Source organism: Gracilibacillus timonensis (assembly GCF_900086715.1).
GTDB classification, from domain to species: Bacteria; Bacillota; Bacilli; order Bacillales; family Amphibacillaceae; genus Gracilibacillus; species Gracilibacillus timonensis.
The window spans coordinates 1,170,498-1,195,688 of sequence record NZ_FLKH01000012.1 but is presented as its reverse complement, the minus strand read 5'-3'; the positions used below and the strand labels follow the sequence as shown (position 1 = coordinate 1,195,688).

The following is a 25,191-nucleotide window of genomic DNA, read 5'->3' as shown; positions in this document are numbered from 1 at the left end:
CTGTCGGAAGTAAACGTTGCTTACAAGGAAAGAATGATTTGCTGTATGGGGAACACGGTGAGAGCATTCCTTACTCACATTGATTGCTGCATTTACGACCAGTAAGATAACCTGGTCCTTTACCGCTCAATCAAAGCAAGTACGAAATCGCCGATAAGACGGATTATGTAAAATAGTCCATCTTATCGTTGCTCCGATAAGTGCAAGATCAACATCGTTCCAAATCCTATGATTCTAAGGAGTATATTCTTTTCTAACAAAAAAACCGAATGCCTTTTTATCTGACATCGGTCTTTTTTTCGGGTACGGGATCAAAGCCACCGGGATGGAACGGATGACATTTGATAACCCTTTTAATGGTTAAATAAATTGCCTTCCATACAGGAAAACGCCGAAAGCATTCCAGGCTATAATTAGAACAGCTAGGATGAAATCGACAAGTAGGTGGAAAAAGCGGACTGATAAAACGTTGATAGAAACGGATAATACCAATAAATATTCTTCTCACCTTGTTTCACCTCAAGTATGCAGCGATTTGTCATAAGTAATGGTTGCTATGGCATCATGCAAATGAATCGATTCTTCATTTTGACAGTGGACCGTGAATTTCTCCACAAAGGGCATTTCATACAAATCAGCTGCCACTAATCGGACAATATCCTCTACAAAGCGTGGATTCTCATAAGCCTGTTCAGTGACCATTTTCTCATCCGGGCGCTTCAATATCGGATGGATCCGAGCACTGGCATTGCTTTCTGCGGCTTCTAAGAGGAGATACTTCCAATCCTTGTCTTTTTCATCAAAATCAGGATTTAATGTGACCTCCATACTTACAATACCACGTTGGTTGTGTGCGCTGTATTCACTGATTTCCTTCGAACAAGGGCATAAAGTCGTAATCGTTCCTTTCAAGGAGGCTGTAATATGATAGCCAGTATCTTGATCATAAACGACCGTCAATGCAGCCTCGGCATGATTATAACCAGCTATATCAGATGATGGCCCTTTTCTCTCAAAAAACCAAGGAAAGGAAACCGTGATTTGTGTATCCTTTTGTTCCAAACGAGTCGCCATTTCTTTGCTGAACTGCTTCAAGGTTGCTATCGACAGGTTAAATGCCCCATCCTTGCTGTATAGCTGCATTAACTCGGTAAAACGACTCATGTTGGTGCCCTTATGATCCTTTTCAATCGAGGACGTTAACTTAAATGTCCCGATCGTTGTTTGGGTCTCAGGGAGCAATTGGCTTGTGACCTGAATTGGGTGCTTGACGTTTGCGATCCCTACCTGATTTATTGGAAATAAAAAATCTTTTTTTGTATTTTGAAGATCTTTCATTTTAGCTTTTTCTGTTGGTTTCGTCTTTTCACCAGGTGCAACAGACCCAAACAATTTATGACGTTCTTGTTTACTAGGTAATTGTTTGGCAGGAAACTCTTCCATTGATTTGACCCCTTTCTTCTTCTTCACTATTTCAAAGTATACCCAATCTGTCGGAAATATTCAATGTATTAACCTTATTCCAATCCATTTAGATGGAAAGGATCATCTTACTGGTTCCTATTGTACTATTTGTTATAATAGATATAAAGTAGGGTGCATGGAATTGGTTTGTATTTCTCTGTTTACGTTTCTTTCATATTGGAAATAACGAGAGGAAGTAAGATCGTACAGTTTGATTTATCCTAAATGGCATTCTAGATTTTGTTGCTGGTTGGCTCATGTCTGTGGTTGAAGGCGGATTGATTACCTCGTCATAACTTCAAGAGGTATTTCATGTGTTCTTGATTATTCAAAAAAAGAAAAGGAGAGCACGATTGCATGCCTCCTTTTTCCTATTACATCCAGGTAATCTTCGGTTCTGTTTTATCGATAATCCTTCGAATATTTGCCTTATGACGATAAATCACGACAGCGGTTAACAGGGAAGTAACAACCATCAGTCCAATATCTTGTTGTACAAGTGTGACAATAATTGTAATGATTCCAGTTAACATAGAAGATAAAGAGACATATTTTGTTACATATAAAATAACTAAAAAACTTGCGATCATAATGACAAATACTAAAGGATTCACACCTAGAATTACACCTGCTGAGGTTGCCACTGCTTTTCCACCCTTGAATCTGGCGAATAGAGGAAACATATGCCCAATTACTGCGAAAACACCAATTGCCAAAGGATAGACGTCGGCGTGGAATAAAATAGGCAGAGTAGCTGCTAGTGTTCCTTTTAAAATGTCAACCACTATTACGATAATCCCTGCTTTAAGGCCTAACACACGAAAGGTATTGGTGGCACCTAAATTTCCACTCCCATGTTCTCTAATGTCTTTTTGGTAGCCGACTTTACCGATAATTAATCCCGTAGGTATCGATCCAAGCAGGTAAGCAAGCAGAATAAAAATAATATATTCCATCATCAAACCCCTTAATTCATGTTATCATTGCTATGGTTTCTTTATTTTAGCATGTATTGTGAGAAATGAATACTCTAGCTGGCTATTTTTTTCTGAATCTTATGTACGAGAAAAAATGTTTACTTGCTTTATACGCTATTTATATGATTTAATCAATAAAAATGAGGTGTGCTATGATGGAGAAGGAAAACGAGCAACAATTAATGACCAACATGCTAACAGAAACAGAGGTAATTGCGGTGGTCGGACTTTCCGATAAGCCGCAGCGAACATCTTATCAAATTGCCAAAGCTATGCAACAGGCCGGGTATCGAATCATTCCGGTAAATCCACATATCGATGAGGTCCTGGGTGAAAAAGCGTACGATAGCTTACCAGAAATTGAGGAACCTTTTGATATGGTTAATGTTTTTCGCAGGTCGATCTTTTTACCTGCTTTAGCAGAGGATATCATCCAAACAAATGCAAGGTTTGTTTGGATGCAGCAAGGAGTGCAAGATAAACAAGTGTATCAATATTTAACGGAGCATGGTAAACAAGTGATCATGAATCAATGTATCAAAGTAGCACATAGCGTATTAATGAAATAACGTATGTGGAAGTGGTATGGGAAAGAGAGGGAACAATGAATGAGCAAAAGTAATGCAGTGTATAGCGATGAATCCATTCAAGTACTAGAAGGGTTAGAGGCCGTTAGGAAACGACCGGGTATGTATATTGGCAGTACCGATGCCCGCGGCCTTCACCACTTAGTCTTTGAAATAGTCGATAACTCAGTTGACGAAGCCTTATCTGGTTTCGGGCAAAAAATATCTGTAACGATACATCCTGATCAAAGTATAACGGTGGCAGATCAAGGGCGTGGCATGCCAACTGGTATGCATCAAACTGGGAGACCAACTCCGGAAGTCATCTTGACCGTCCTGCACGCTGGAGGTAAATTTGGTCAAGGTGGTTATAAAACAAGTGGTGGACTGCATGGAGTAGGTGCATCGGTTGTAAATGCGCTGTCGGAATGGTTAGAGGTAACCATACATCGTGATGGCACAACATTTTATCAACGGTTCGAAAATGGCGGAAAGCCAGTTACAACACTTGAAAAGAAAGGGAAAACCAAAAAAACAGGTACTGTGATCAGTTTTAAGCCTGATCGATCTATTTTTTCAACAGATTCCTATCAGTTCGACATATTGGCTGAACGGCTTCGAGAGTCAGCTTTTCTACTAAAAGGAATTACAATAGAGTTGGTCGATGAACGGAATGAGAATCATAAAGAAATCTATCAATACCCAAATGGATTGCAAGAATTTGTGGCTTATCTGAATGAAGAAAAAGACGCGCTTCATAGTGTGGTTTCTTTTGAAGGAGAGCAGCAGGAGATGGAACTTGATTTTGCCTTTCAATTTAACGATGGCTATGCAGAGAATATTTTGTCCTTCGTCAATAACGTCCGCACCAAAGACGGTGGAACGCATGAATCGGGGGCAAAAACAGCTATCACCAGAGTATTTAATGATTATGCCAGAAAGGTAAACTTGTTGAAAGAAAAGGATAAGAATCTGGAAGGGAACGATATCCGCGAAGGACTTACAGCGGTTATTGCCATTAAAATCCCAGAAGAGAAACTACAGTTTGAAGGACAAACCAAAAGTAAGTTGGGAACAGCCGAAGCGAGATCCGTAGTAGACGCTATAGTAGCAGAGAACTTATTATATTTCTTGGAAGAAAACCCGGATAGTGCTAGTATGTTAATAAAAAAAGCGATTCGAGCTAAAGATGCCCGAATGGCGGCAAGAAAGGCACGCGAAGAAGCACGTTCTGGTAAGAAAAAGCGCCGTAAGGATGCCTTGCTGAGCGGTAAATTAACCCCTGCTCAATCCCGCAATGCAGAGAAGAATGAACTATATTTGGTCGAGGGTGATTCGGCGGGAGGGTCTGCTAAGCAAGGACGTGATCGCAAATTTCAAGCGGTGTTACCTTTAAGAGGAAAGGTCGTTAATACGGAAAAGGCAAAACTCGTGGATATATTGAAAAATGAAGAGATATCGACGATTATTCATACCGTTGGCGCAGGGGTTGGCAGTGATTTTGAGATTGAGGACTGCCAATATAACAAAGTGGTTATCATGACCGATGCGGACACGGATGGTGCTCATATCCAAGTTTTATTATTAACGTTTTTTTATCGGTATATGAAACCACTCATTGAGCAAGGAAAAGTATTTATTGCTCTACCTCCCTTATACCAGATCTCCAAAGGAAAGGGAGCAAAGGCACAAGTAGAGTATTGTTGGACAGAAGATGAACTTACCGATGTAACGAAAAGGTTCAAGAATGGTTATCACCTGCAGCGTTATAAAGGGTTAGGCGAAATGAATGCCGATCAGCTTTGGGAGACAACTATGAACCCAGAAACACGTACCTTAATCCGTGTAACGATAGACGACGTGGCTCGTGCGGAACGCAGAGTATCTACATTAATGGGGGATAAGGTGGAACCACGCCGAAAATGGATTGAATCACATGTTCAGTTTGGGCTGGAAGATGATGAGAATATTATCGACAATGAGAACATTCAAGCATAAGTTGTTTTAGGAGGAATTTCGTTGGCAGTAGAAGAAAAATATTTGGATCTTCCACTTGAAGATGTGATGGGAGATCGTTTCGGACGTTATAGTAAATACATTATTCAAGATCGAGCACTTCCTGATGTGCGTGATGGATTGAAACCTGTGCAGCGGCGCATTTTGTATGCCATGCACGAAGAAAAGAATACCCATGATAAACCCTTTAGAAAATCAGCAAAAACAGTCGGAACGGTAATTGGGAATTACCATCCACATGGAGATTCCTCTGTGTATGAAGCAATGGTACGCTTGAGTCAATCGTGGAAAGTGCGTAATGTTCTGGTAGAGATGCATGGGAATAACGGAAGTGTCGATGGTGACCCACCAGCCGCTATGCGTTACACGGAGGCTAGATTATCTGCTATTTCACAAGAATTATTACGTGATATCGATAAAGAGACGGTGGACTATGTCCCGAACTTTGATGATACGATTAATGAACCTGTTGTTTTACCAGCAAAGATACCCAATTTACTAGTTAACGGCTCGACAGGTATTTCGGCAGGTTATGCCACAGAAATTCCACCGCATAATCTAAGCGAAGTCATTGAAGCAATTATTAAATGCATGGATAAACCATCTGTCACGATTGAAGAACTGTTAACCATTGTTAAAGGACCGGATTTTCCAACTGGTGGTATTATTCAAGGTTATGAAGGCTTGAAAAAGGCATATGAAACTGGAAAAGGCAAAGTGGTTGTCCGCAGCAAGGCAGTCATTGAACCAATTAAAGGAAATCGAGAGCAAATTGTCATTGATGAGATTCCTTATGAGGTGAATAAGGCTGTATTAGTTAAACGCATGGATGAACTGCGTTTAGATCGTAAAGTAGAGGGCATTGCTGAAGTGCGTGATGAAACAGACCGCACTGGACTACGAGTGGTTGTCGAGTTAAAGAAAAACGCTGACAGTCAGGGTGTGCTCAATTATTTATATAAGAATACCGATTTACAAATTACTTATAATTTTAATATGGTTGCCATAAAAGATCGCACTCCACAGCTATTGAATATTAGACAAATGATCGATGCGTATATTGTACATCAGAAAGAGATTATTACACGGCAAACCCAATTTGATCTAAGGAAGGCAGAGAAACGAGCGCATATCGTGGCGGGTTTAATCAAGGCGGTATCTATTCTGGATGAATTGATACAGACGATTCGAGCTTCGCAAGATAAACAAGACGCGAAAAATCGTATTATGGCCGCTTATCATTTTACCGAGGTGCAGGCAGAAGCGATTGTCACCTTACAACTGTATCGATTAACCAATACAGATATTACAGCGCTAGAACAAGAGGCAACGGAGTTACAGCAAGCGATTGAAGGCTATCAAGCGATCTTAGCCGATGAAAAGAAATTGTTATCGGTTATCAAGAAAGACCTGAAACAAATGAAAAAGCAGTACGCAGATACACGTAAAACAAAGATTGAAGAAAAGATTGAGGAATTAAAGATTAATGTAGAGGTCACTGTTGCTAGCGAAGATGTCATTACTTCCGTAACAGAGCAAGGGTATATCAAAAGAACGAGCATCCGTTCTTATACTGCTTCCAGTCAAGAAGATTTCATGATCAAAGACGATGATCATTTAATTTCTTTGCTGGAACTAAACACCACTGATCACTTACTTGTCTTTACTAATAAAGGGCGTTATCTACCATTGCCTGTACATCAATTACCAGACATTCGCTGGAAAGAATTAGGTCAGCACATTTCCAATATTACCTCCGTGGAAAAAAACGAGAAGATTGTTAAAGCAATACCTGTCCGGGAATTCAGTCAGGAGAAATGCTTGATTTTCTTCACCAAAAATGGGATGGTCAAAAAAAGTACACTGGATCTTTATGCTTCGCAACGTTTTTCCAGACCTCTGATTGCCTTGAATGTCAAAAAGGAAGATGAACTAATTAATGTGTACGAGACGGATGGGCATCAGGATATTTTTGTTGCCACTAATAAAGGATATGGCTTGTGGTACCATGAATCAGAAGTATCAACCGTTGGTCAACGTGCTTCAGGTGTGAAAGCTATTCAATTGAAACAGGATGAATATGTGGTAAATGCCGTAATGTTGAACGAATGGCATGAGGACCGCCAATTGTTCGTCACCACTCAGAGAGGTTCTTGTAAACGAATGCCAATTGATCGCTTTGAGAAATCGACGCGTGCCAAAAAAGGTCTAGTCATGCTACGTGAACTAAAAACAAAACCGCACCGATTGGTTGGCTTTGCCTTAACCAGTCCTGAGGATCAATTTGATATCATTACAGCCAAGTACCAGCAGCATACGGTCAAACCATTTGAATTACCATTAAGTGATCGATATACGAATGGTTCTTACGTCATTGATTCAGATAATTCCGGTGAAGTTGTCCGAATCAAGCGTCAGATTGGGCTTACCACTGCCTTCCCTGAACCAGAGTCATAATAGTAACTTGGAGCTGATAACATAGATCAGCTCCTTTTTCATGGTTCCGGAAAACTGTCTTGACATTTATTGCGATAAAAAAAGGATCCTGTCAAATACGTTGTTGCAACCCTCAAGCGCACAGGATTTATTCTCTTAGTCCATAACTATGTTTTGCACCATTAAGGATCACAAAGAAGCGACTGGATAATACTCACTTGGCTTATAATAATGATTCGGCTCCATCAATATACAACTCCGTACCAGTTATATGTTTAGACTGATTGGAAGCTAAGAATAGGACAAGGTCAGCTATCTGTTCAGGCTTGCCAGGTTTATGCTCTAGTGGCTGATCGCCTGTAGGATAGTTAACAGGGATCTTAATTTTTTGCAAGGCGTCCGTTGTCTTCGTGTTTTCCCCTATATTTGTCTCAAATGCTCCTGGGCAGATAATATTGACACGAATCCCGTATTGGGCTAATTCGAGTGCAGCCATTTTACCAAAGGCTACTTGACCTGCTTTAGATGTACTATAAGCAGCCATACCGAGATTAGAAAAGACACGATTACCATTCACAGAGCTTGTAATTATGATGCTACCTCCAGACTCTTTCATCAAAGGGATCGCATACTTTACGGTGTGAAAGGTTCCTTGTAGGTTGGTTTGCATTGTCTTTTCCCAATCCGTCGACGTCAAATCCTCAATCGGAGCGAGTACACCATTAATCCCTGCATTCGCAAAGACAATATCTAATGTGCCGTAGCGTTGTTCCGTTTCTTTCATTGCTTGCTGCACCTGTTTATCATCGGCGAGATCAACTTTGGAGACAAAGGCCTCACCACCGTTTTCTTCAATAACCGTTTTGACTTTCTCTGCATTCTTCTCGTCGATATCGAACAGGCATAGTCGAGCCCCAGCATGTGCCAGAGCTAAAGCAGAGGCTTTTCCCATTCCAGAGCCTGCTCCAGTAACAAGGGCTGTTTGATCGGTTAATAGCTTATTCTGAGTATTCATCTTATCCACTCCATGTTCTTTTATTAACACTGCCATCTGACATATGTAAGTTGAACTTCTATATATAACAGAAATAAAAAATAATTTCATTCAACTTATATGATATGCGTTTTATTGTTTTTCATCAATGTACCCTTTGGTGTACGATATCAAACAACAAGGTAGAACAGTTAACCTTTACCGTAGCATATGTTACAATAAAACTATGGAAAATAATGCTTTCCTCAATCAATTAGAAGGAGTGGAAACATGCAAACACATCAATTAGAAAAAATGAAACAAGGCAAAGGATTTATTGCTGCATTGGATCAGAGCGGCGGTAGTACACCAAAGGCTTTGGCTGCATATGGTGTACCAGAAGACGCTTATTCTAGTGAAGATGAAATGTTTGATTTAGTGCACAAAATGCGGACAAGAATTGTGACATCTCCTGCTTTTAACGCTGATTTTATTTTGGGTGCCATTCTTTTTGAACAAACCATGGATAGTAAAGTAGAAGGAAAATATACAGCCGATTACTTAGCAGAGGAAAAGGATATTGTTCCATTTTTGAAAGTCGATAAGGGGCTTGCTGAAGAAGAAGATGGTGTTCAGTTAATGAAGCCAATTAATGACTTGCAAGATACTTTAAGACGAGCCAACGAACGGCACATCTTTGGTACTAAAATGCGTTCGGTTATTAAACAAGCCAATCCAGCTGCCATTCAACGAGTAGTGGATCAGCAATTTGAGATTGGAAAACAAATTATTGCTGCCGATTTAGTTCCCATTATTGAACCAGAAGTAGATATTAATAGTGCGGACAAACAAGAATCAGAAGCTATCTTGAAAGAGGAGATCCTGAAACAATTAAATGAACTAGGTAATCAAGAGTTGGTTATGTTGAAATTATCCATACCAACAGAGCCGAATTTCTACCAAGAATTAATTGAACATCCAAATGTCATTCGAGTGGTAGCTTTATCTGGAGGTTATTCTCGTGAAGAAGCTAACGAGAAGCTAAAAAAGAATGACGGATTAATCGCTAGTTTTTCCAGGGCACTGAGCCAAGATCTGCGAGCGGATCAATCCGATCAAGCTTTCAACAAGTCCTTAGAAGAAGCCGTCCAATCGATCTATCAGGCATCGATATAAAAAAGGAAGAAGAGTCCCAGTTCAGGGGCTCTTTTTAAAAAGGTAAGAAAGCATTCTTAGTATTATAGAATGTGGAACGATTTTGACCTTGAACAAACCAGGGTACCGATAAGACGGATTATGTAAAGTGTTCAGGGATCTATTCCATATAGTAAAGTTGATCGTTTGTCAGTGCTAGGAAGCGCTGCGGAAATAGGTTGCGCTTTCCCACAGGAGTCTCCACCTATTTCCTCCGCTGGGTAGTAGCACTACAATCGAATAGACTGCTAATATGAAGAGCTCAAGCACTATCATCCTGTCCATAAGTAAGCCACATCCTCTTTTGGAGAAACGATTGGACGACGGAACTATTTTGTAGCATGAATTCATCATGATACTGAAAATCAATGGAGGGTTTGTTTCTTTTTGTTGCCATACTATCTAGGTACTTAGAGCGCTTTATCCTTGCAGTGATAATCATTGTTGAACCACTTTCTAGCGAGGGAATATGCGGAGACTGGAAAATGGTTTACAGGCTAAAATCGCAACGTCCTGGGACTGCGATTACTCGCCCCACCGAAGCCCATTTGTTGCAACGCCTGCACTTGCACGTCCTGTGCATCGCAGGACGTGCTGAAGATCCACTAAAAAGTGCTCTTCTTTTTAGTTAGCTGAAGCCGGCCCCACGGTATAGGAAACACGACGAGAGTGGTCTTTGCTCGAGTCGCATGTTGACTTATGCCCCGCGGGTAAAAGCGCAGCATATTCCCGCAGCGGCTTACTTCGCACAGATAAAACGATCAAACTCATCACTCAAGAAAATGAATTATTTAACATAATCCGTCTTATCGGAAGTCCGTATATCTACCTTTGATTCATAGGCATGCTTTATCCGATTTTTCTTCATACGTGGTAAGAATAGTCGGGGAAACATCTTACAAAGAAAAAAGCATACCTCATATCACTCCTATTTTCACCTTCTTTCCGTGCCTATTTATCACTTTCCAAAACAGAATGATAAAAACCATTAGCCATTTTTCGCAAAAATCAGTATAATAAAAATTAGCATGAAATGGCAAGGAGATTTGAGATGCAGACAGCGAAACCGAACGCAGAAACAGAAAAATTACGACTAGCACAATTATTTGACTTTTTCCAACAACATCAAGCGAGTAAATACCAAGAACAAGTGCTTGATTTTTACGATAAATTAAAAAATCAAATGCTCCACATTTGTTTCAGTGGACACTTTTCAGCAGGTAAATCCACCTTAATTAACCGTTTAATGGACGAGCCTTTGTTACCACAAAGTCCGATTCCCACAAGTGCCAATATTGTCGAAATAAGACGAGGGCCAGATGAAATCATGGTGCACTTTGCTGAACGATCCCCAGTGAAGATGGAATCATTACCTCCAATTGATCGCCTGCATCAACTATGCCGTGCAGGTGATGAAGTAAAAAAAATAGAGATATTTAAAAAATTCACTCCATTACCAGAAGGAATTAGTTTCATGGATACTCCTGGTATTGACGCGACGAATGATGCCGATCGACTAATGACAGAATCGGCCTTACATAAAGTAGATGTTCTCTTTTATATTATGGATTATAACCATGTGCAATCAGAGGTTAATGCTACTTTTTTGAAGAAAATCGATGCCATGAAAAAACCGTACTATGTGATTATCAATCAAATGGATAAGCACGATGAAGAAGAAATTAGCTTCGATGATTTTCAAACAAGTTTAGAACAGGTTTTTCAACAATGGAAGATTAATCCAGAAGAAATTTTTTATACCTCGATGAAGGACGAGGCTGTCATTAATCAATTTAATTCGCTGCAACAAGTGATTGACCAGTTGATCACTAAGAATCATCAACGCTTATTAACAGAAACGATCCAGGCAGGGATGGAACACACGATTCACGAATTTCTTCAGGATAGACAGAAGGAATTGGATGTCCAGCTTGAGGGGTGGCAAGAAGAGTTAGATACACTTCCAGAAATGGCAGAGGATAGCGAAACACTACAGCAAACCTATCAAAAAACAGTGGAAGAAAAAGAGCAGATCATTGCTAGTTTCTCAGATGAAGTAGAGAGAACAACAAACAATGCCCAGCTTGTCCCTTTCGATATTCGAGAAAAGGCAGAACAGGTATTAGTTGCTTATGATCAGAAATTCAAAACGGGTCTGTTTCGCAATCAAAAGAAGATCCAAGCAGAACGAGAGCAGCGCTTGACGGCTTTTTATGAGGCGTTAAGAGAGAAAGTAGAGATCGGGTTAGAGTGGAAGCTTCGTGATAAGTTGACAGAGATGATACAGCCCTATATGCCAGTGGATTTTTCGGAGTCTATTTTCACTTCCCATTTTCAGCCTACTGATTTTGTCCAGTTAATGGATGAAGGGGCTACTCTAAATGGAGAATATTTGCTTGTCTATACCGATCGAGTTGCGCAAGCGATCAAACGAACCTACCGTCAATATTATAAGCAAAAATGGCAAGAGCTTGAATCCGATATTTTACAACTAACAAACCAAATGTTAGAAAAAACAATGACAGAGATAGAGCACCAACGGCATTATCAGTCATTGCTGGATCAAATGGATAGATGTAAAGAGGGCTATGCAGCATTACGAGTGGAGGCCTTTGCTATTTTGTCTCCAGACTATGCGTGTGATACGTCATTACTCGCCTTGATAGAACAGCAATTAGCATCCAATAAAGTAACAAAGCTTGTTAATTTAAACGAAATGTCAACCGCTTCTACCATGGTAGAAGAACATAATGATGCAACCCCTAAGACAAAAGAGGCTGTAACTAGCCACCGTTTCGATCAAACAGTGAGTGATGTGCAAACAGCATTGCGTTTGTTTGCACCCATTCAGGATCTGCAAGGATTGAGTAACGACTTGACTCGTAAACAGACAAGATTACAGGAGCGCTCGTTTACTATTGCCTTATTTGGGGCCTTTAGTGCCGGAAAGTCTTCTTTTGCGAATGCTTTAATTGGAGAAAAGGTATTACCGGTTTCTCCTAACCCTACGACGGCAGCGATTAATAAAATCAGTCCAATCCGAGGGGACTACCGACATAAGGACGTTTATGTGGTCTTGAAACAGGAGCAAGAATTGATCGAGAACATCAATGAAATGACGGCGCAAACCTTTGAACATATACAGGAAGCCTATCGTTGGGTTAAAAAAACAAATCTAGACAAGTTGACCATCGCCGATCAACACAAGTCTTTTTTGACTGCATTTCTTCATGGTTATCCAGAAATGAAAGAGCGAATTGGTACGGCCTACCGCATCGGGTTTACGTCATTTCAACGATACATTAGGGATGAAGAAATCGCTTGTTTTGTCAAAGAAATGGAATTGTTTTATCAATCGCCATTAACGGATGAGCAAATTACGCTAGTAGATACACCGGGAGCGGATTCGGTCAATGCCCGCCATACAGAACTCGCCTTTTCTTATATAAAAGATGCCGACGCGATTCTATTTGTGACCTACTATAATCATCCGTTTTCAAAGCCGGACCAGCAATTTCTCGAACGTCTTGGTACAGTGAAGGACGCCTTTGCTTTAGACAAAATGTTCTTTATTATCAATGCGATTGATTTAGCAAAAGATCAGACAGAGGCACAATTAGTGATTGATTACATCCGTAAAGAATTACAAGTGTTTGATATTACCCAGCCGAGAATGCATGCCGTGTCTAGTAAACAGGCGCTACAGGCAAAAACAGAGGATACGGGATTGCTGGCATTTGAACGGAATTTCTATCGTTTTATCAAAGAAGAATTGACACAAATGAGTATGCAAGCTATTTATACGGATTTATCTAAAGGCTTGGGGTTAGTTACCCAGTGGTTATCGATCGTGAATAGTAATGAACAAGAAAAGGCGGCTATTCTAGCAGAAAATGATAGGAAAGAACAGCAGATCAAGCAAATCATTGCAAAAGTAGAGGGCCAGGTATACCTAGAGACCGTTTTACAGAAACTCCATAAACAAATCTATTATGCGACTCAGCGCTTAACGATACAGTATCAAGATGTATTTAAGGATTTTGTACACCCTGGTGCGATCAAATCACAAGGTCGTAAAGGGAAAAAGGAGCTGGAACAGGCATTAAACCAATTAATCAAGGCTTTAAATAGGAGATTACAACACGAGTTTGAAGCGATATCGATTCGTTTGGAGCAAAGTATGAATCAAGCTTTGCAACAAATGAGACAAGATACACAAGCAAAAGCACAGCACATCGATGATAACTTTTCCTTATCACAGTGGGAAGATGTGCATTTTAATAAGGCACCCGTTGAACTCTATGATTTGACCATAGCAGAACAACAGTTAAGTAAATGGATACAAGCTTATAAGGATACCAAAGCGTTTTTTGCGGAAAAAGGTAGACACGTGCTAGAGGAAGAATCGGCCGCTTATTTACAAACGGAATGGCAGCAGGCACTAGAGCAATTAGAAGAACAATTACGTCTATACTATCAACAGCAATGGCAGGCGCATTATCATCCGTTTATTCAACAGTTTACGGACGAAATCGTATCCTATTATCAGCATTTACGAGATGGTATCCAGCATTCAGGTGAGAACAAGCAGCAATTAGAAACCATTCACCAGCAATTAACAACCATGTTGGCACAGCCATAAAATATACCAGCAGCTTACATTGATGAGCTGCTGGTTGACGTGTAAAATCGTCTCCTATTCAGATAAAGAAAACTTGGCATTCGCCAAGCCTTTTGCGAATGCCTTAGTTGCACTTATACTTTATTCCTTGCATTTTTTATACTTTCTTAAAGTGCAAAATAAACGTTCTCGCCTTAACGTAGCCATGGATAGAGCTGTTCAAAACCACGGGCGATAGTGGAAGCTTGATGACTATCTGAACCAGGCTGTAAAGGAATCCCTTTTTGAATAGCCTGTTCAACGATGGCAGGTGCTGGATATATTTCCATGCAATCGTCTTTATAAAGACCAGCCGTATTTAAATCAAGGGATAACCCCGCTAATTTTATGGTGTCCAATAAGGAAGTGATCACCGCTTGTTCTTGCATATTCACTGGGAAAGCGTGCTGGAATTTATGTATTAAGGTAAGATGCCCCAAACGTTTCGGTTTATAGGGACCTAAGTCGGCTGCAATGGCAGAAGCCACGGTTTGATAGTATTTCTGGTAGACGGTTTCTACATCGCCGAATAGTTGAATGATGCGCTGAAATTCATCCCTGCTGTAATCCAAACATACATAATGGTTCGTTTCTTTCTTTAACATATGTACTGATAAAATGCCGTCATCCATATATTTTCCGTATTGAGCGAGGAAATCGGTGGTTTCTCTTTCAAACCCTTCAATATAATCTAATTCAAAACCTAGATTAATCTGGATATCGGATTGGTATTGCTGTTTGGCTGTTTGAACAGACTGGATGTAGGCCTCAAGGTCTTCCCATTTCATACTGCTGTCCTTCTCTGGACTTGGGTCCACAAAGTTTTTTGGTAAAGGGGCGTGCTCTGTAAAACTAAGCTCTGCTAAGCCCTTGCTGATTGCTTGTTCAATATATTGAGACAGCTGGTCATCAGAACCGTGGGGGCAGTAGGCGGTATGTACGTGATAATCTCCATTCATGTAAATGGTCCATCCTCTCATTTAAGGTAATGATCTCATTGTATAACTTTCACAGTAGATTGAAAAGAGGGAATTGACAATAATGAAAAAAGTATGATATGGTTATAAACATAATCAAACGCTTTATCACAGTAGAGTGGTAAATCAATAAAGCGAAAAATAGGATGTGAACAAAATGTTTTTACCAGCAGGAAGTCAAGATGAGACAGGTGCTCAAATATCCAATCGTTTAAAGGCTTCGGAGATATTCCGCCTTGTAGCTGAACGTAGAAATTTCAAACCAATTGCCACACCTGTAGTGGAATATGCTGCTACTTTCACCAATGAAATCGCCGGGATGGATCTGCAGTCCATGTTAAAATGGTTTAACGGAGATGGCGAAATAGAAGTACTGCGTCCGGATTGGACGGCAGCGATTGCTCGTGCCATTGCTGGTCAGCCACCAACGGAACAAAAATGGTCTTATCAAGGCAGTGTCTTTCGTTTTGACAAAGAAGAAACAGAAAGCAGGCAGGCGGGAATTGAAATTGTCCATGCAGATACCTTTTATGGAGAAGCGGAGAGTCTGTTGACGGCAATCGCTTATCTACAACAGTTAAATATTGATCATTACGTCTTTGAACTAGGACACACTGGTATCTTCGAGGAATTAATTGCTCCTTATTCCTTGACGAAGGACCAAGAATTGCAGTTATTATCAGCCATGCATGATAAGCGGGCCGATTTAGTAGAAGAGATCGCTCATGTCCATGGAGATGCAACACTTGTCGAAGCCTTGCTTGCCCTTATCAATGCCTATGGTTCCAGAGATATCGTTACGCAATACCGCAAAAACTGGGCGGAACAGCCGGCGTTAATTGATATTTTGGACCATATTGACCAATTAATTAATTTGCTGGAGGCAAGCGGAGTAACGGAGGTGATTGTCGATCTAGGGAGAGTGAAAAACTTGCCATATTATGATGGCATCATGTTTCGGGCATTCTTAACGAATAATGGATCTACTTGCTTTTCAGGCGGTAGATATGACAAGTTATATGAACAGTTTGAGCAGACCATCTCGGCAGTTGGTCTTGCCTTTGATGTAGATGTCTTAGCTACATGTATGCAGCCAGCTTCAGAGACAAGTAAGGCTTGTATTATTGCCAAGCCGGAGACACATGCCATTGCCGAGGCTTATCGTACAGAGCTTGCCGAGCAAGTGGTAGACATTCAATACCAGCTGGAGAATCCGGCAAACTATGAAAACCTATATCAAGTAGTTGAAGAGAACAGTCAATATAAGGTGGTAAAGCTATGAAGCCAGTAATCGCATTAACAAAAGGACGGCTCGAAAAACAATTTTTGACCTTTTTCGAAAGCTTGGGTTATGAAATCGGTCCTTTGAAGGAAAAAGGCCGCAAGTTGCAAGTAGAAACCAATGATTTCTCCTTCTTTTTTGCTAAAGGAGTAGATGTCACAACCTATGTAGAGAACGGTATTGCTGACTTAGGAGTGGTCGGCGGTGATATTTTAATTGAACATGAGCCAGATGTATACAATTTATTTCCGTTGCCCTTTGGTTATTGTCGCATGGCCTTAGCCACGAAAGCAGACCATACTTGGCCAGATCAGAAGAAGAGGATTGCCAGTACCTTTACCCATATTACCAAGAGCTATTTTAAAGAAAAAGGAGAGTCTGTGGATATCATTCGGTTAGAAGGATCGGTTGAGTTAGCCCCGATCCTCGGTTTGGCCGATGCAATTGTAGACATTGTCGAAACAGGGACAACACTAAAGGAAAATGGCTTGGTGATAGAGGATGAATTCTTTTCCTTTAGCGCTAGGTTAATTGCTAATCGTTCTTCCCTGAAGATTAAACGGAATCAGTTAACACCTGTCATCGAACGATTTAAGAAAGGGGCGAAACAAACATGATTCCACAGTTAACCGTTGACCAATTTTTAAAGAAGGCCCTTCCAGAACAGGCCAATAGTCAGGAGCAGCAACCTTTTTTGCAGGCAGCTAGTTCGATCATTGCAGATGTGCAAACACAAGGGGACCGTGCTGTTCGAAAATATATGGAAGAATTTGATGGTAAAGCACCAGACACATTACTGGTTACTGACGAAGAACGTAAAGAGGCATGGGACCTTGTTGACACCCAAGTCATTACCGCCTTACAAAAAGCAGCCGAAAATATTCGGTCATTTCACCGGAAACAATTAAATCACTCTCGTCTCATGCAAGCAGAAACGGACGTTATCTCTGGTCAGCTTTTCCGCCCGCTTGATCGTGTAGGAATTTATGTACCAGGTGGGACAGCCGTATATCCATCTACTGTGTTAATGAACGCTATTCCTGCTGTTTTGGCTGGTGTGAACCAAGTGATTATGACCACTCCGGTAAAGGATGGCGAAACATTAGCCCCAATCCTCGCTGTAGCGGCTGATATTGCAGGTGTAAATCGTATTTATAAAGTAGGTGGGGTACAGGCGATTGCCGCCCTTGCTTATGGAACGGCAACGATTCCTAAGGTAGACAAAATTGTTGGCCCAGGAAATGCCTACGTCGCGGCAGCAAAAAAATTAGTATATGGTGATGTTGGTATTGATATGATTGCCGGACCAAGTGAAGTGGCGATTATTGCAGATGAAACAGCAAATCCGAGCTTTACAGCAGCTGATTTGATTGCCCAAGCAGAGCACGATACGAATGCACGCGCCTTTCTGATAACGACTTCTGCTGAATTAGTGCGTAAAGTAGTAGAGGCCTTATCGGAACAAACCGCCAGTTTGCCGCGTAAGGATATTGCTGTTGCTGCATTGCAGGAAAAAGGGGCAGCCGTTGTAGTAGATTCGTTGGAGGAGGCCTTTGCCTTATCCAATCAAATCGCCCCTGAACATTTAGAAATTCAAGTAGAAGACCCACTAAGCCATCTAGGTAACGTCAAACATGCGGGATCTGTTTTTCTAGGTCATTATACACCTGAAGCACTGGGCGATTATTATGCTGGTCCTAATCATGTTCTGCCAACATCAGGCACGGCTCGTTTTTCATCAGGATTATCGGTAGATGACTTTGTTAAGAAAACGACCTATCTATACTATACTGAAACGGCTCTGCAACAAGCTGGTGAAGATGTGGTGACGATCGCAAATCAAGAACAACTGGCTGGTCATGGGCTGGCTGTTCGCAAACGCTTGGAGGAGAAGAAATGAGAAAGGCTAGTAAAACAAGAGAAACATTAGAGACGAAAATTGCTGTTACCGTGGATTTAGATAATCCTAATGAAGTGAGTATTGCTACAGGGGTGGGCTTTTTTGATCATATGTTGACTGCTTTTGCCCGCCATGGCCGGATTGGACTCCATGTCAAGGCAGATGGAGATTTGCATATTGACAGCCATCATACGGTAGAAGATGTGGGCATCGTATTAGGACAATTAGTAAAAGAAGCTTTAGGTGACAAACATTCGATCAATCGCTTTGGAAGTTCCTATGTGCCAATGGATGAATCGTTAGGGTTTGTTGCTTTGGATATAAGCGGTCGCCCGTATCTCGTTTTCGATGCATCGTTTAAACAAGAACGTTTAGGCAATTTTGACACGGAATTAGTGGAAGAATTTATGCAGGCTTTTGCCTTCCAATCGGCCATTACCTTACATGCAAAAATCATTCATGGATCTAATTCCCATCACCAAATTGAGGCATTGTTTAAAGCGCTTGGTCGAGCATTAGGTGAAGCAGTACGCATCAACCCTGAAATTCAGGGAGTCAATTCCACAAAGGGGTACATCGAATGATAGCTATTGTAGATTACGGTATGGGAAATATCGCTAGTGTTCAAACAGCCTTCAAGCGTCTAGGTTATCAAGTAGAAGTAACCGATGATCCAGAGCGATTAAAACAAGCAAGTCATCTTATCTTACCTGGAGTAGGCTCTTTTCAAGCGGCTGTTGCAGAGATAGAAGAGCGTAATCTCGCCGATCTTTTACGTAATTTGGCAGCAGAGAAACCCTTTTTAGGGATTTGTCTCGGGATGCAACTTTTACTGGATACAGGTTATGAAAATGGGATATCTTCTGGTTTAGGACTAATCCCAGGAGAGGTCCAAGCGATAGAAACCCCTTATATTTTGCCGCACATCGGATGGAATAAACTGGATATCACTACAGAACAAGATGATTTTGCTGCCTTTCAAGATAAACACGTCTATTTTGTCCATTCTTTTCAAGCAGTAACAGCGCCACAATATGTAGTCGCTTCTGCTGATTATGGTACGACGGTTCCAGCTATCATTAGGAAAAGCAATGTAGTAGGCATGCAGTTTCATCCAGAAAAAAGCGGAGAAATAGGGATGCAATTGCTACAAACATTTATGAAAATAACCGAAACAAGGAGGTAACAGTATATGCTTGCAAAAAGAATTATACCATGCCTTGATGTGAAGGAAGGTAAAGTGGTGAAAGGAACAAATTTCGTTGGTTTAAGAGAACTAGGTGATCCGGTGGAAATGGCCTCCCAATATTCCAAAGCTGGGGCAGATGAAATTACTTTTTTAGACATTTCAGCGACTAACGAAGGGCGCCAAACAATGGTCGATATTGTTAAAGAAACAGCAGCGCAAGTGTTTGTCCCGTTTACGGTAGGCGGAGGAGTTCGTACGATAGAAGATGTAAATCGATTGCTTCAGGCAGGAGCAGATAAAGTTGGCATCAATTCCGCAGCAGTAAATAATCCGGAGCTCATTACCCAATCCTCCAATCGTTTCGGTGCACAATGCACAGTGGTGGCAATTGATGCCAAACGTGTCAGTGATAAATGGCATGTGATGACACATGGGGGCAGTAAAGACACCGGTATAGATGCCTTAGAATGGGCGAAGGAAGTTGAGCAGCGTGGTGCTGGTGAGATTTTATTAACTAGCGTGGATACGGACGGTGTCAAGAATGGTTTTGACCTTCCATTAACTGCCGCTGTTGTTGAATCTGTAAGAATCCCAGTGATTGCATCTGGGGGAGTCGGTAAGCCAGAGCATTTTCCTGAAGTATTCAATAAAACCGATGTATCGGCTGGTCTGGCTGCCTCCATTTTTCATGAGAACAGCTTTACCATTGAAGAAGTAAAGCAGGTATGTGCAGAACAAGGAGTGAATATTCGTGAAACCTGATTTTTCTAAAGGGTTAATCCCCACTATTGTCACCGATTATGATACGAAAGATGTGCTGATGCTGGCATATATGAACGAGGAAAGCTACCAAAAAACGTTAGAAACAAAACAAACATGGTTTTATTCACGGTCAAGGGATGAGCTATGGCACAAGGGTGCTACCTCTGGTAATACCCAAGAGGTACAATCGATTGATCTGGATTGTGATCAAGATACATTGTTAATTCAAGTGATCCCAGCAGGTCCGGCATGTCATACTGGAAGACAAAGCTGCTTTTTTAATCGAGTAGCGGAAACGAACGATAATTTTGATGGAGCCATCATAGAGCATGTCATGGAGGAAGTAGAACAGCGTAAGTTAGAGCGTGTGGAGAATTCCTATACCAATTACCTTTTTGATAAAGGAGTCGATAAAATTGGTAAAAAGGTGATTGAAGAGGCAGGAGAAGTAGTCATTGCTGCTAAGAATCAAGATAACGAAGAGCTAACTAAGGAAGTAAGTGACTTGCTCTACCATACTTTCGTCATGATGGCCGATCAAGGTGTGGCATTAAGCGATGTGAAACAAGAGCTTTCCAATCGTTTCGCTACTAAAGGAAACAGTAAAGGTGACCGAGCAGAGATTAAACAATGGTAAACAAAAAGGTTCTTAGAAGGGAAACTAAGAACCTTTTTGTTTACAGCTCGAATATTATCGATCAGAATTTTTGTTGCTTTTCAATATATTAACAGTGGGGAATTAGTGCCAATACTTTTCAATAAACGCATCTCTTCCAGATTGTATACGTTCCTGCTTATAGGCCTCTTTCTGCTTCTTATAAAAATCCTGATGATAAGATTCAGCTGGATAAAACACGTCAGCAGGCAGGACGGACGTGACAATCTTTGCTTGAAAACGGCCAGAATCGATCAGTTTTTTCTTAGAGGCTTCTGCCAATTGTTTTTGCTTGTTGTCATGGTAAAAAATTGCTGTCCGATATTGTGGACCACGATCCATATATTGTCCACCGTCATCGGTTGGATCAATCTGTGGCCAATATACATCTAAGATTTGCTGATAAGAGATGATTTCTGGTTCATAAGTGATTTGCACAGCTTCAAAATGTCCAGTTGTACCTGTTTTCACCTCTTCATAACTGGGATTTTTAGTTTGTCCTCCCGTATAACCAGATTGGACACTTATGACGCCATCCCATTGATCAAATGGTTTTACCATACACCAAAAGCAGCCACCAGCAAAGGTTGCCTTTTCTTGTTGTCTAGTCATCTATTAAACTCCTTTTATTGCAAAATTATCTCATAACGTTTAATATACAATGGATGCTTGATAAAGTAAATAAACTCAACTTTAGTATAGGGAGTAACATGAACTGCTAGAAAGCGTACAAGTTTTTCTTCGAATCTTGGATCAGGCTGGGTCACATTCTTGACGAAATGACTTAAGATTTGGCAATGACAGCAACTATTCCTGTGCAAGAGTGGAAAAAAAGATTAAAGGATGACGGATATGAAAGATAAATCACATGTATTGATAATTGATGGAATGGCATTACTGTTTAGAGGTTTTTTTGCAACGGCCTTTTCAGGGAATTTCATGGTGAATAGTAAAGGTATCCCTCGTAATGGCTTATTTGGTTTTCTTAACTATTTTACAAATGCGGTGGAAACCTTTGCTCCCACACATGTTGTCTGCTGTTGGGATATGGGTAGTAAAACATTTCGTAATGAATTGTATGCGGGTTATAAAGCAAACCGCGAAGCACCACCAGCGGAACTTGTCCCACAATTTGACTTGGCCAAGGATATCGTAACGATGTTTCAGGTTCCCAATATAGGAGAAGTAGGTTACGAAGCGGATGATTGTATTGGTACACTAGCGCAGCAATTACAATCAGACCATTTTGTTACCGTGGTGAGTGGTGATCAAGATTTATTACAGTTGGTAGATGATCAGATTCAAGTCGCAATTATGAAGAAGGGGCAAGGCAATTATGACTTGTTCAACAGCGATAATTTCTTTGAGAAAAAAGGATTACTCCCTAAACAGATTATTGATTTAAAAGGGTTAATGGGTGACAGCTCGGATAATTATCCGGGAATCAAAGGAGTTGGAGAAAAAACAGCATTAAAACTGCTACAAGAATATCAATCTATTGATAATCTATTAGCAAATCGAGAGCAGCTGACGAAAGGGATGCAGAAAAAGCTAGAAGCGTATCAAGAAGATTTAGATATCTCCCGTAAACTTGCTGCTATCTACACCAAGGTACCATTTCAATTCACCATGGAGGATGCACTATGGTCAACGAATTTATCGAATATGGAGCATTACTTGATAGAAGAACTAGAATTTAAACACCCTGAACGATGGTTAAGTAAGTTACCATCCTAAGACAGAGAAAAACTAACCACATCACATATAAGCGTGGTTAGTTTTTCTCTGTCTTTTGCGCTTTAACAAAACACGACGCATTGTAGTGTTTTATAGTTTTCGATAATTATATTATGTAAACTATAAAACCACCCAAAACGTCGTTTACCTCAAATTAAAACTTTTACATCCTATTATACCAAGGATAAACATTTTTGGTATTATAAGATGTGAAACGATTTTGACCTTGAACAACTGGGGTGCCGATAAGACGGATTATGTCAAGTAGTCCACTTTTCTAAGTGGTGAGTTTGATCGTTTTATCTGTGCAAAGCAAGCGCTGCGGGAATATGCTGCGCTTTCCATGGGGCCGGCTTCAGCTAACTTGCAAAAGAAGAGCGCTTTTTCAAGTGGATCTTCAGCTCGTCCTGCGATGCACAGGACGTGCAAGTGCAGGCGTTGTGACAGGAAGTCACGGGTTTAGCCTACGAACCGCTTAGGAGTCTCCGCATATTTCCTCCGCTAGAAAGCGATTCAACAATGATTATCACTGCAAGGATGAAGTGTTCTAAGTACCTAGATAGTATAGCAATAAAAAGAAACAAACCCTCCATTGATTTTCGATATCATGATGGATCCATGCTACGAAATAGTTCCATCATCTATAAGTATAATAACGATCCAATCGTTTCTCCAAAAGGTGATGCGGCTTGCTTATTTGCAGGATAATAGTGCGTTGATCTCTTCATGTTAGCAGTTCGTTCGATTGTAGTGCTACTACCCAGCGGAGGAAATAGGTGGAGACTGCGAGAATAGCGCAGTGTGAAGACCCCGCAGGAAGCGATCTTTGCTGACGAGTAGGCTACACATGTAACACCAAGAAAGTAAAGAAGCCAAAAATCACTTCTCTTCTTAAAGTTTGTCAAAAATAGATTAAAACTTGGTGCAGAGTGGGGACCTTGACAGTTTCGTTCATATCAGGAGGCTAAGCCTTGTCTCGCGAAAAGCGCAACCTATTTCCGCAGCGCCTATTAGCACTGACAAACAATTAACTTTACTACATGGAATAGACCCCTGAATACTTGACATAATCCGTCTTATGGGTAGTCCGTATATCTAGTTTCGGATAGAAATAAAGGACCGGACGGAAATTCCGTTTTTTTCTTTTTCTTACTAAAAATATTAAAATGTTTACACTTTTACTACATAGGGATAGGGTAGCCGTTTACTTAACCAATTTTCATTTTCAATCACCATATTCATAAAGCAGCGCCAAGCCTTTCCGATGGTTTCATACTTGAGTCCCACTGGATCAATGCTTAACCGCCTAGACAAGCCCATGACATTGTAAAATCTACAATCAACGCGATTTATTGGCGAAATAATATTTAACAAAGTCATAAAACACCTGTTCAGAAGGTGCCAGCCGTCGATGTTTTGGAATTATCAAACCTACTGTTCGGGTTAACTCAGGATTTTTAATCGCTACTTTTACACTGTAATCCGAATTTAAGTCATTAAAGGCACTTTCGGGTAGGAGCGTAATCCCAATGCCTGCCGCAACCAGCCCTTTAATCGCATCTAAATCCTCCCCCTCAGAAGTAACTCTAGGTGTGAAGCCAGCATTTTCACAGCCGTCAATCACGAGTTGGTGGAGAATAAATCCTTCAGGAAATAAGACAAAATCTTCATTATATAACTCCTTAAAGTCTACACTTTTCGCCTCGGCAAGTGGGTGCGATCTCGGTACCAAAGCATAAAAGTTTTCCTCAAATAGCACATCACCAATAATATCAGGATGCTCTGTAAAGACTGGCCCTAAAAATGCAACGTCCAGTTCCCGGTTTTCTACCGATTCAATCAGAAAGTTGTAAGATCCTTGCCGTAATTGGAAACCGATCTTCGGATGCAATTTTTTAAATGCAGACACTACGGAAGGTAAAAAATTACTAGCAAGGCTAGTCGGGAAACCAATTTTTATGGAACCACGTTCAGGATCTATGTATTCATCAATTTGCTTTTTGGCATGATCAATTGCTTTTAATGCCGTTTTGGTATGAGTTAGAAAAATCTTGCCGATATGAGTGAGGCGGACATTTCTTCCTTCTCGTTCAAAGAGTTCTACACCCAATTCTGCCTCTAAATTAGCTATTTGCCGACTTATTGCGGATTGTGCTACATGTAAAGCGACTGCTGCCTCAGATACGTGTTCACGCTCCGCAACCTCAACAAAATAGCGAAGTTGACGTAATTCCATTCTTTCACCTCGTTTATGTATATCAAAATTAGATCATTTTTATATTAATTATATATTGTTTAGATCGAAAAAATATCGTATTATTATATTAGTCACGTTTATTCATTCTCTTAATGGTATAAATATTTCTGCTGACGGAGCAGTTAAATATTAGTTGTTACCGGTGG

20 protein-coding genes are annotated in these 25,191 nt (G+C 40.7%); 13 read left to right on the top strand and 7 right to left on the bottom strand.

Features of this window, described 5'->3' with window-relative positions:
- Nucleotides 1-277: 277 nt before the first annotated feature.
- The 3 genes from yidD to plsY all read right to left on the bottom strand — a co-directional run bounded on the left by yidD (nt 278) and on the right by plsY (nt 2,420).
- A complete protein-coding gene (gene yidD, locus BN6556_RS21765) occupies nt 278-508 on the bottom strand; it encodes a membrane protein insertion efficiency factor YidD (protein ID WP_078060135.1) in 231 nt (76 codons plus the stop codon).
- A gap of 11 nt (nt 509-519) precedes the next feature.
- A complete protein-coding gene (gene folE2 / locus BN6556_RS16870; RefSeq protein ID WP_066193605.1) occupies nt 520-1,443 on the bottom strand; it encodes a GTP cyclohydrolase FolE2 in 924 nt (307 codons plus the stop codon).
- Between the two features lie 395 nt (nt 1,444-1,838).
- Nucleotides 1,839-2,420, bottom strand: coding sequence for a glycerol-3-phosphate 1-O-acyltransferase PlsY (gene plsY, locus BN6556_RS16865; RefSeq protein ID WP_066193603.1), 582 nt, complete (start codon nt 2,418-2,420; stop codon nt 1,839-1,841).
- Nucleotides 2,421-2,596: 176 nt separating this feature from the next.
- Between plsY and BN6556_RS16860 the strand changes: the two genes are divergently transcribed.
- Genes BN6556_RS16860 through parC form a run of 3 tightly spaced genes read left to right on the top strand, consistent with a single transcriptional unit; the run spans nt 2,597 to nt 7,480 of the window.
- Nucleotides 2,597-3,010 carry a CoA-binding protein gene (locus tag BN6556_RS16860; RefSeq protein ID WP_148436838.1) on the top strand — a complete coding sequence of 138 codons (414 nt, stop codon included), beginning with the start codon at nt 2,597-2,599 and terminating at the stop codon, nt 3,008-3,010.
- A 39-nt stretch (nt 3,011-3,049) separates the two neighbouring features.
- Nucleotides 3,050-5,005, top strand: coding sequence for a DNA topoisomerase IV subunit B (gene parE, locus BN6556_RS16855; protein WP_066193599.1), 1,956 nt, complete (start codon nt 3,050-3,052; stop codon nt 5,003-5,005).
- 21 nt (nt 5,006-5,026) lie between these two features.
- Nucleotides 5,027-7,480, top strand: coding sequence for a DNA topoisomerase IV subunit A (gene parC / locus BN6556_RS16850; RefSeq protein WP_066193598.1), 2,454 nt, complete (start codon nt 5,027-5,029; stop codon nt 7,478-7,480).
- Nucleotides 7,481-7,682: 202 nt separating this feature from the next.
- Here the strand turns inward: parC and BN6556_RS16845 are convergent, their stop codons facing one another.
- On the bottom strand, nt 7,683-8,474 hold the full coding sequence (locus BN6556_RS16845) for an SDR family oxidoreductase (protein ID WP_066193596.1): 792 nt from the start codon (nt 8,472-8,474) through the stop codon (nt 7,683-7,685).
- A 249-nt stretch (nt 8,475-8,723) separates the two neighbouring features.
- On the opposite strand from BN6556_RS16845, the gene BN6556_RS16840 reads away from it, so the two are divergent.
- A complete protein-coding gene (locus BN6556_RS16840; protein ID WP_066193594.1) occupies nt 8,724-9,608 on the top strand; it encodes a fructose bisphosphate aldolase in 885 nt (294 codons plus the stop codon).
- Between the two features lie 1,069 nt (nt 9,609-10,677).
- Nucleotides 10,678-14,268 (top strand): dynamin family protein, encoded by a 3,591-nt coding sequence (locus BN6556_RS16830; RefSeq protein ID WP_066193590.1) that lies wholly within the window; start codon nt 10,678-10,680, stop codon nt 14,266-14,268.
- A 173-nt stretch (nt 14,269-14,441) separates the two neighbouring features.
- Here BN6556_RS16830 and hisJ read toward each other — a convergent pair whose 3' ends face one another.
- Nucleotides 14,442-15,245: a histidinol-phosphatase HisJ gene (hisJ, locus tag BN6556_RS16825; protein ID WP_066193588.1), complete on the bottom strand. Its 804-nt coding sequence runs from the start codon at nt 15,243-15,245 to the stop codon at nt 14,442-14,444.
- Nucleotides 15,246-15,420: 175 nt separating this feature from the next.
- Between hisJ and BN6556_RS16820 the strand changes: the two genes are divergently transcribed.
- Genes BN6556_RS16820 through hisIE form a run of 7 tightly spaced genes read left to right on the top strand, consistent with a single transcriptional unit; the run spans nt 15,421 to nt 21,033 of the window.
- Entirely contained in the window at nt 15,421-16,545 is a 1,125-nt protein-coding gene (locus BN6556_RS16820; protein WP_066193586.1) for an ATP phosphoribosyltransferase regulatory subunit, read from the top strand.
- On the top strand, nt 16,542-17,162 hold the full coding sequence (gene hisG / locus BN6556_RS16815) for an ATP phosphoribosyltransferase (protein ID WP_066193585.1): 621 nt from the start codon (nt 16,542-16,544) through the stop codon (nt 17,160-17,162). The genes BN6556_RS16820 and hisG overlap by 4 nt, the downstream gene beginning before the upstream one ends.
- Nucleotides 17,159-18,445, top strand: coding sequence for a histidinol dehydrogenase (gene hisD / locus BN6556_RS16810; RefSeq protein WP_066193584.1), 1,287 nt, complete (start codon nt 17,159-17,161; stop codon nt 18,443-18,445). The genes hisG and hisD overlap by 4 nt, the downstream gene beginning before the upstream one ends.
- Nucleotides 18,442-19,029, top strand: coding sequence for an imidazoleglycerol-phosphate dehydratase HisB (hisB, locus tag BN6556_RS16805; RefSeq protein ID WP_066193582.1), 588 nt, complete (start codon nt 18,442-18,444; stop codon nt 19,027-19,029). The genes hisD and hisB overlap by 4 nt, the downstream gene beginning before the upstream one ends.
- Complete coding sequence (hisH, locus tag BN6556_RS16800) at nt 19,026-19,631, top strand: imidazole glycerol phosphate synthase subunit HisH (protein ID WP_066193580.1); 606 nt, start codon at nt 19,026-19,028, stop codon at nt 19,629-19,631. The genes hisB and hisH overlap by 4 nt, the downstream gene beginning before the upstream one ends.
- Before the next feature lie 6 nt (nt 19,632-19,637).
- Nucleotides 19,638-20,396, top strand: a complete 759-nt coding sequence (gene hisF / locus BN6556_RS16795) for an imidazole glycerol phosphate synthase subunit HisF (RefSeq protein WP_066193577.1) — start codon at nt 19,638-19,640, stop codon at nt 20,394-20,396.
- On the top strand, nt 20,386-21,033 hold the full coding sequence (gene hisIE, locus BN6556_RS16790; RefSeq protein WP_066193574.1) for a bifunctional phosphoribosyl-AMP cyclohydrolase/phosphoribosyl-ATP diphosphatase HisIE: 648 nt from the start codon (nt 20,386-20,388) through the stop codon (nt 21,031-21,033). The genes hisF and hisIE overlap by 11 nt, the downstream gene beginning before the upstream one ends.
- Before the next feature lie 102 nt (nt 21,034-21,135).
- Here the strand turns inward: hisIE and msrA are convergent, their stop codons facing one another.
- Nucleotides 21,136-21,663 (bottom strand): peptide-methionine (S)-S-oxide reductase MsrA, encoded by a 528-nt coding sequence (gene msrA, locus BN6556_RS16785; protein ID WP_066193573.1) that lies wholly within the window; start codon nt 21,661-21,663, stop codon nt 21,136-21,138.
- Nucleotides 21,664-21,903: 240 nt separating this feature from the next.
- Here msrA and BN6556_RS16780 point away from each other — a divergent pair, with 240 nt between their 5' ends.
- Complete coding sequence (locus BN6556_RS16780; RefSeq protein WP_066193572.1) at nt 21,904-22,788, top strand: 5'-3' exonuclease; 885 nt, start codon at nt 21,904-21,906, stop codon at nt 22,786-22,788.
- Nucleotides 22,789-24,127: 1,339 nt separating this feature from the next.
- On the opposite strand, the gene BN6556_RS16775 is transcribed toward BN6556_RS16780, so the two are convergent.
- A complete protein-coding gene (locus BN6556_RS16775) occupies nt 24,128-25,024 on the bottom strand; it encodes a LysR family transcriptional regulator (RefSeq protein ID WP_066193571.1) in 897 nt (298 codons plus the stop codon).
- Between the last annotated feature and the right edge of the window lie 167 nt (nt 25,025-25,191).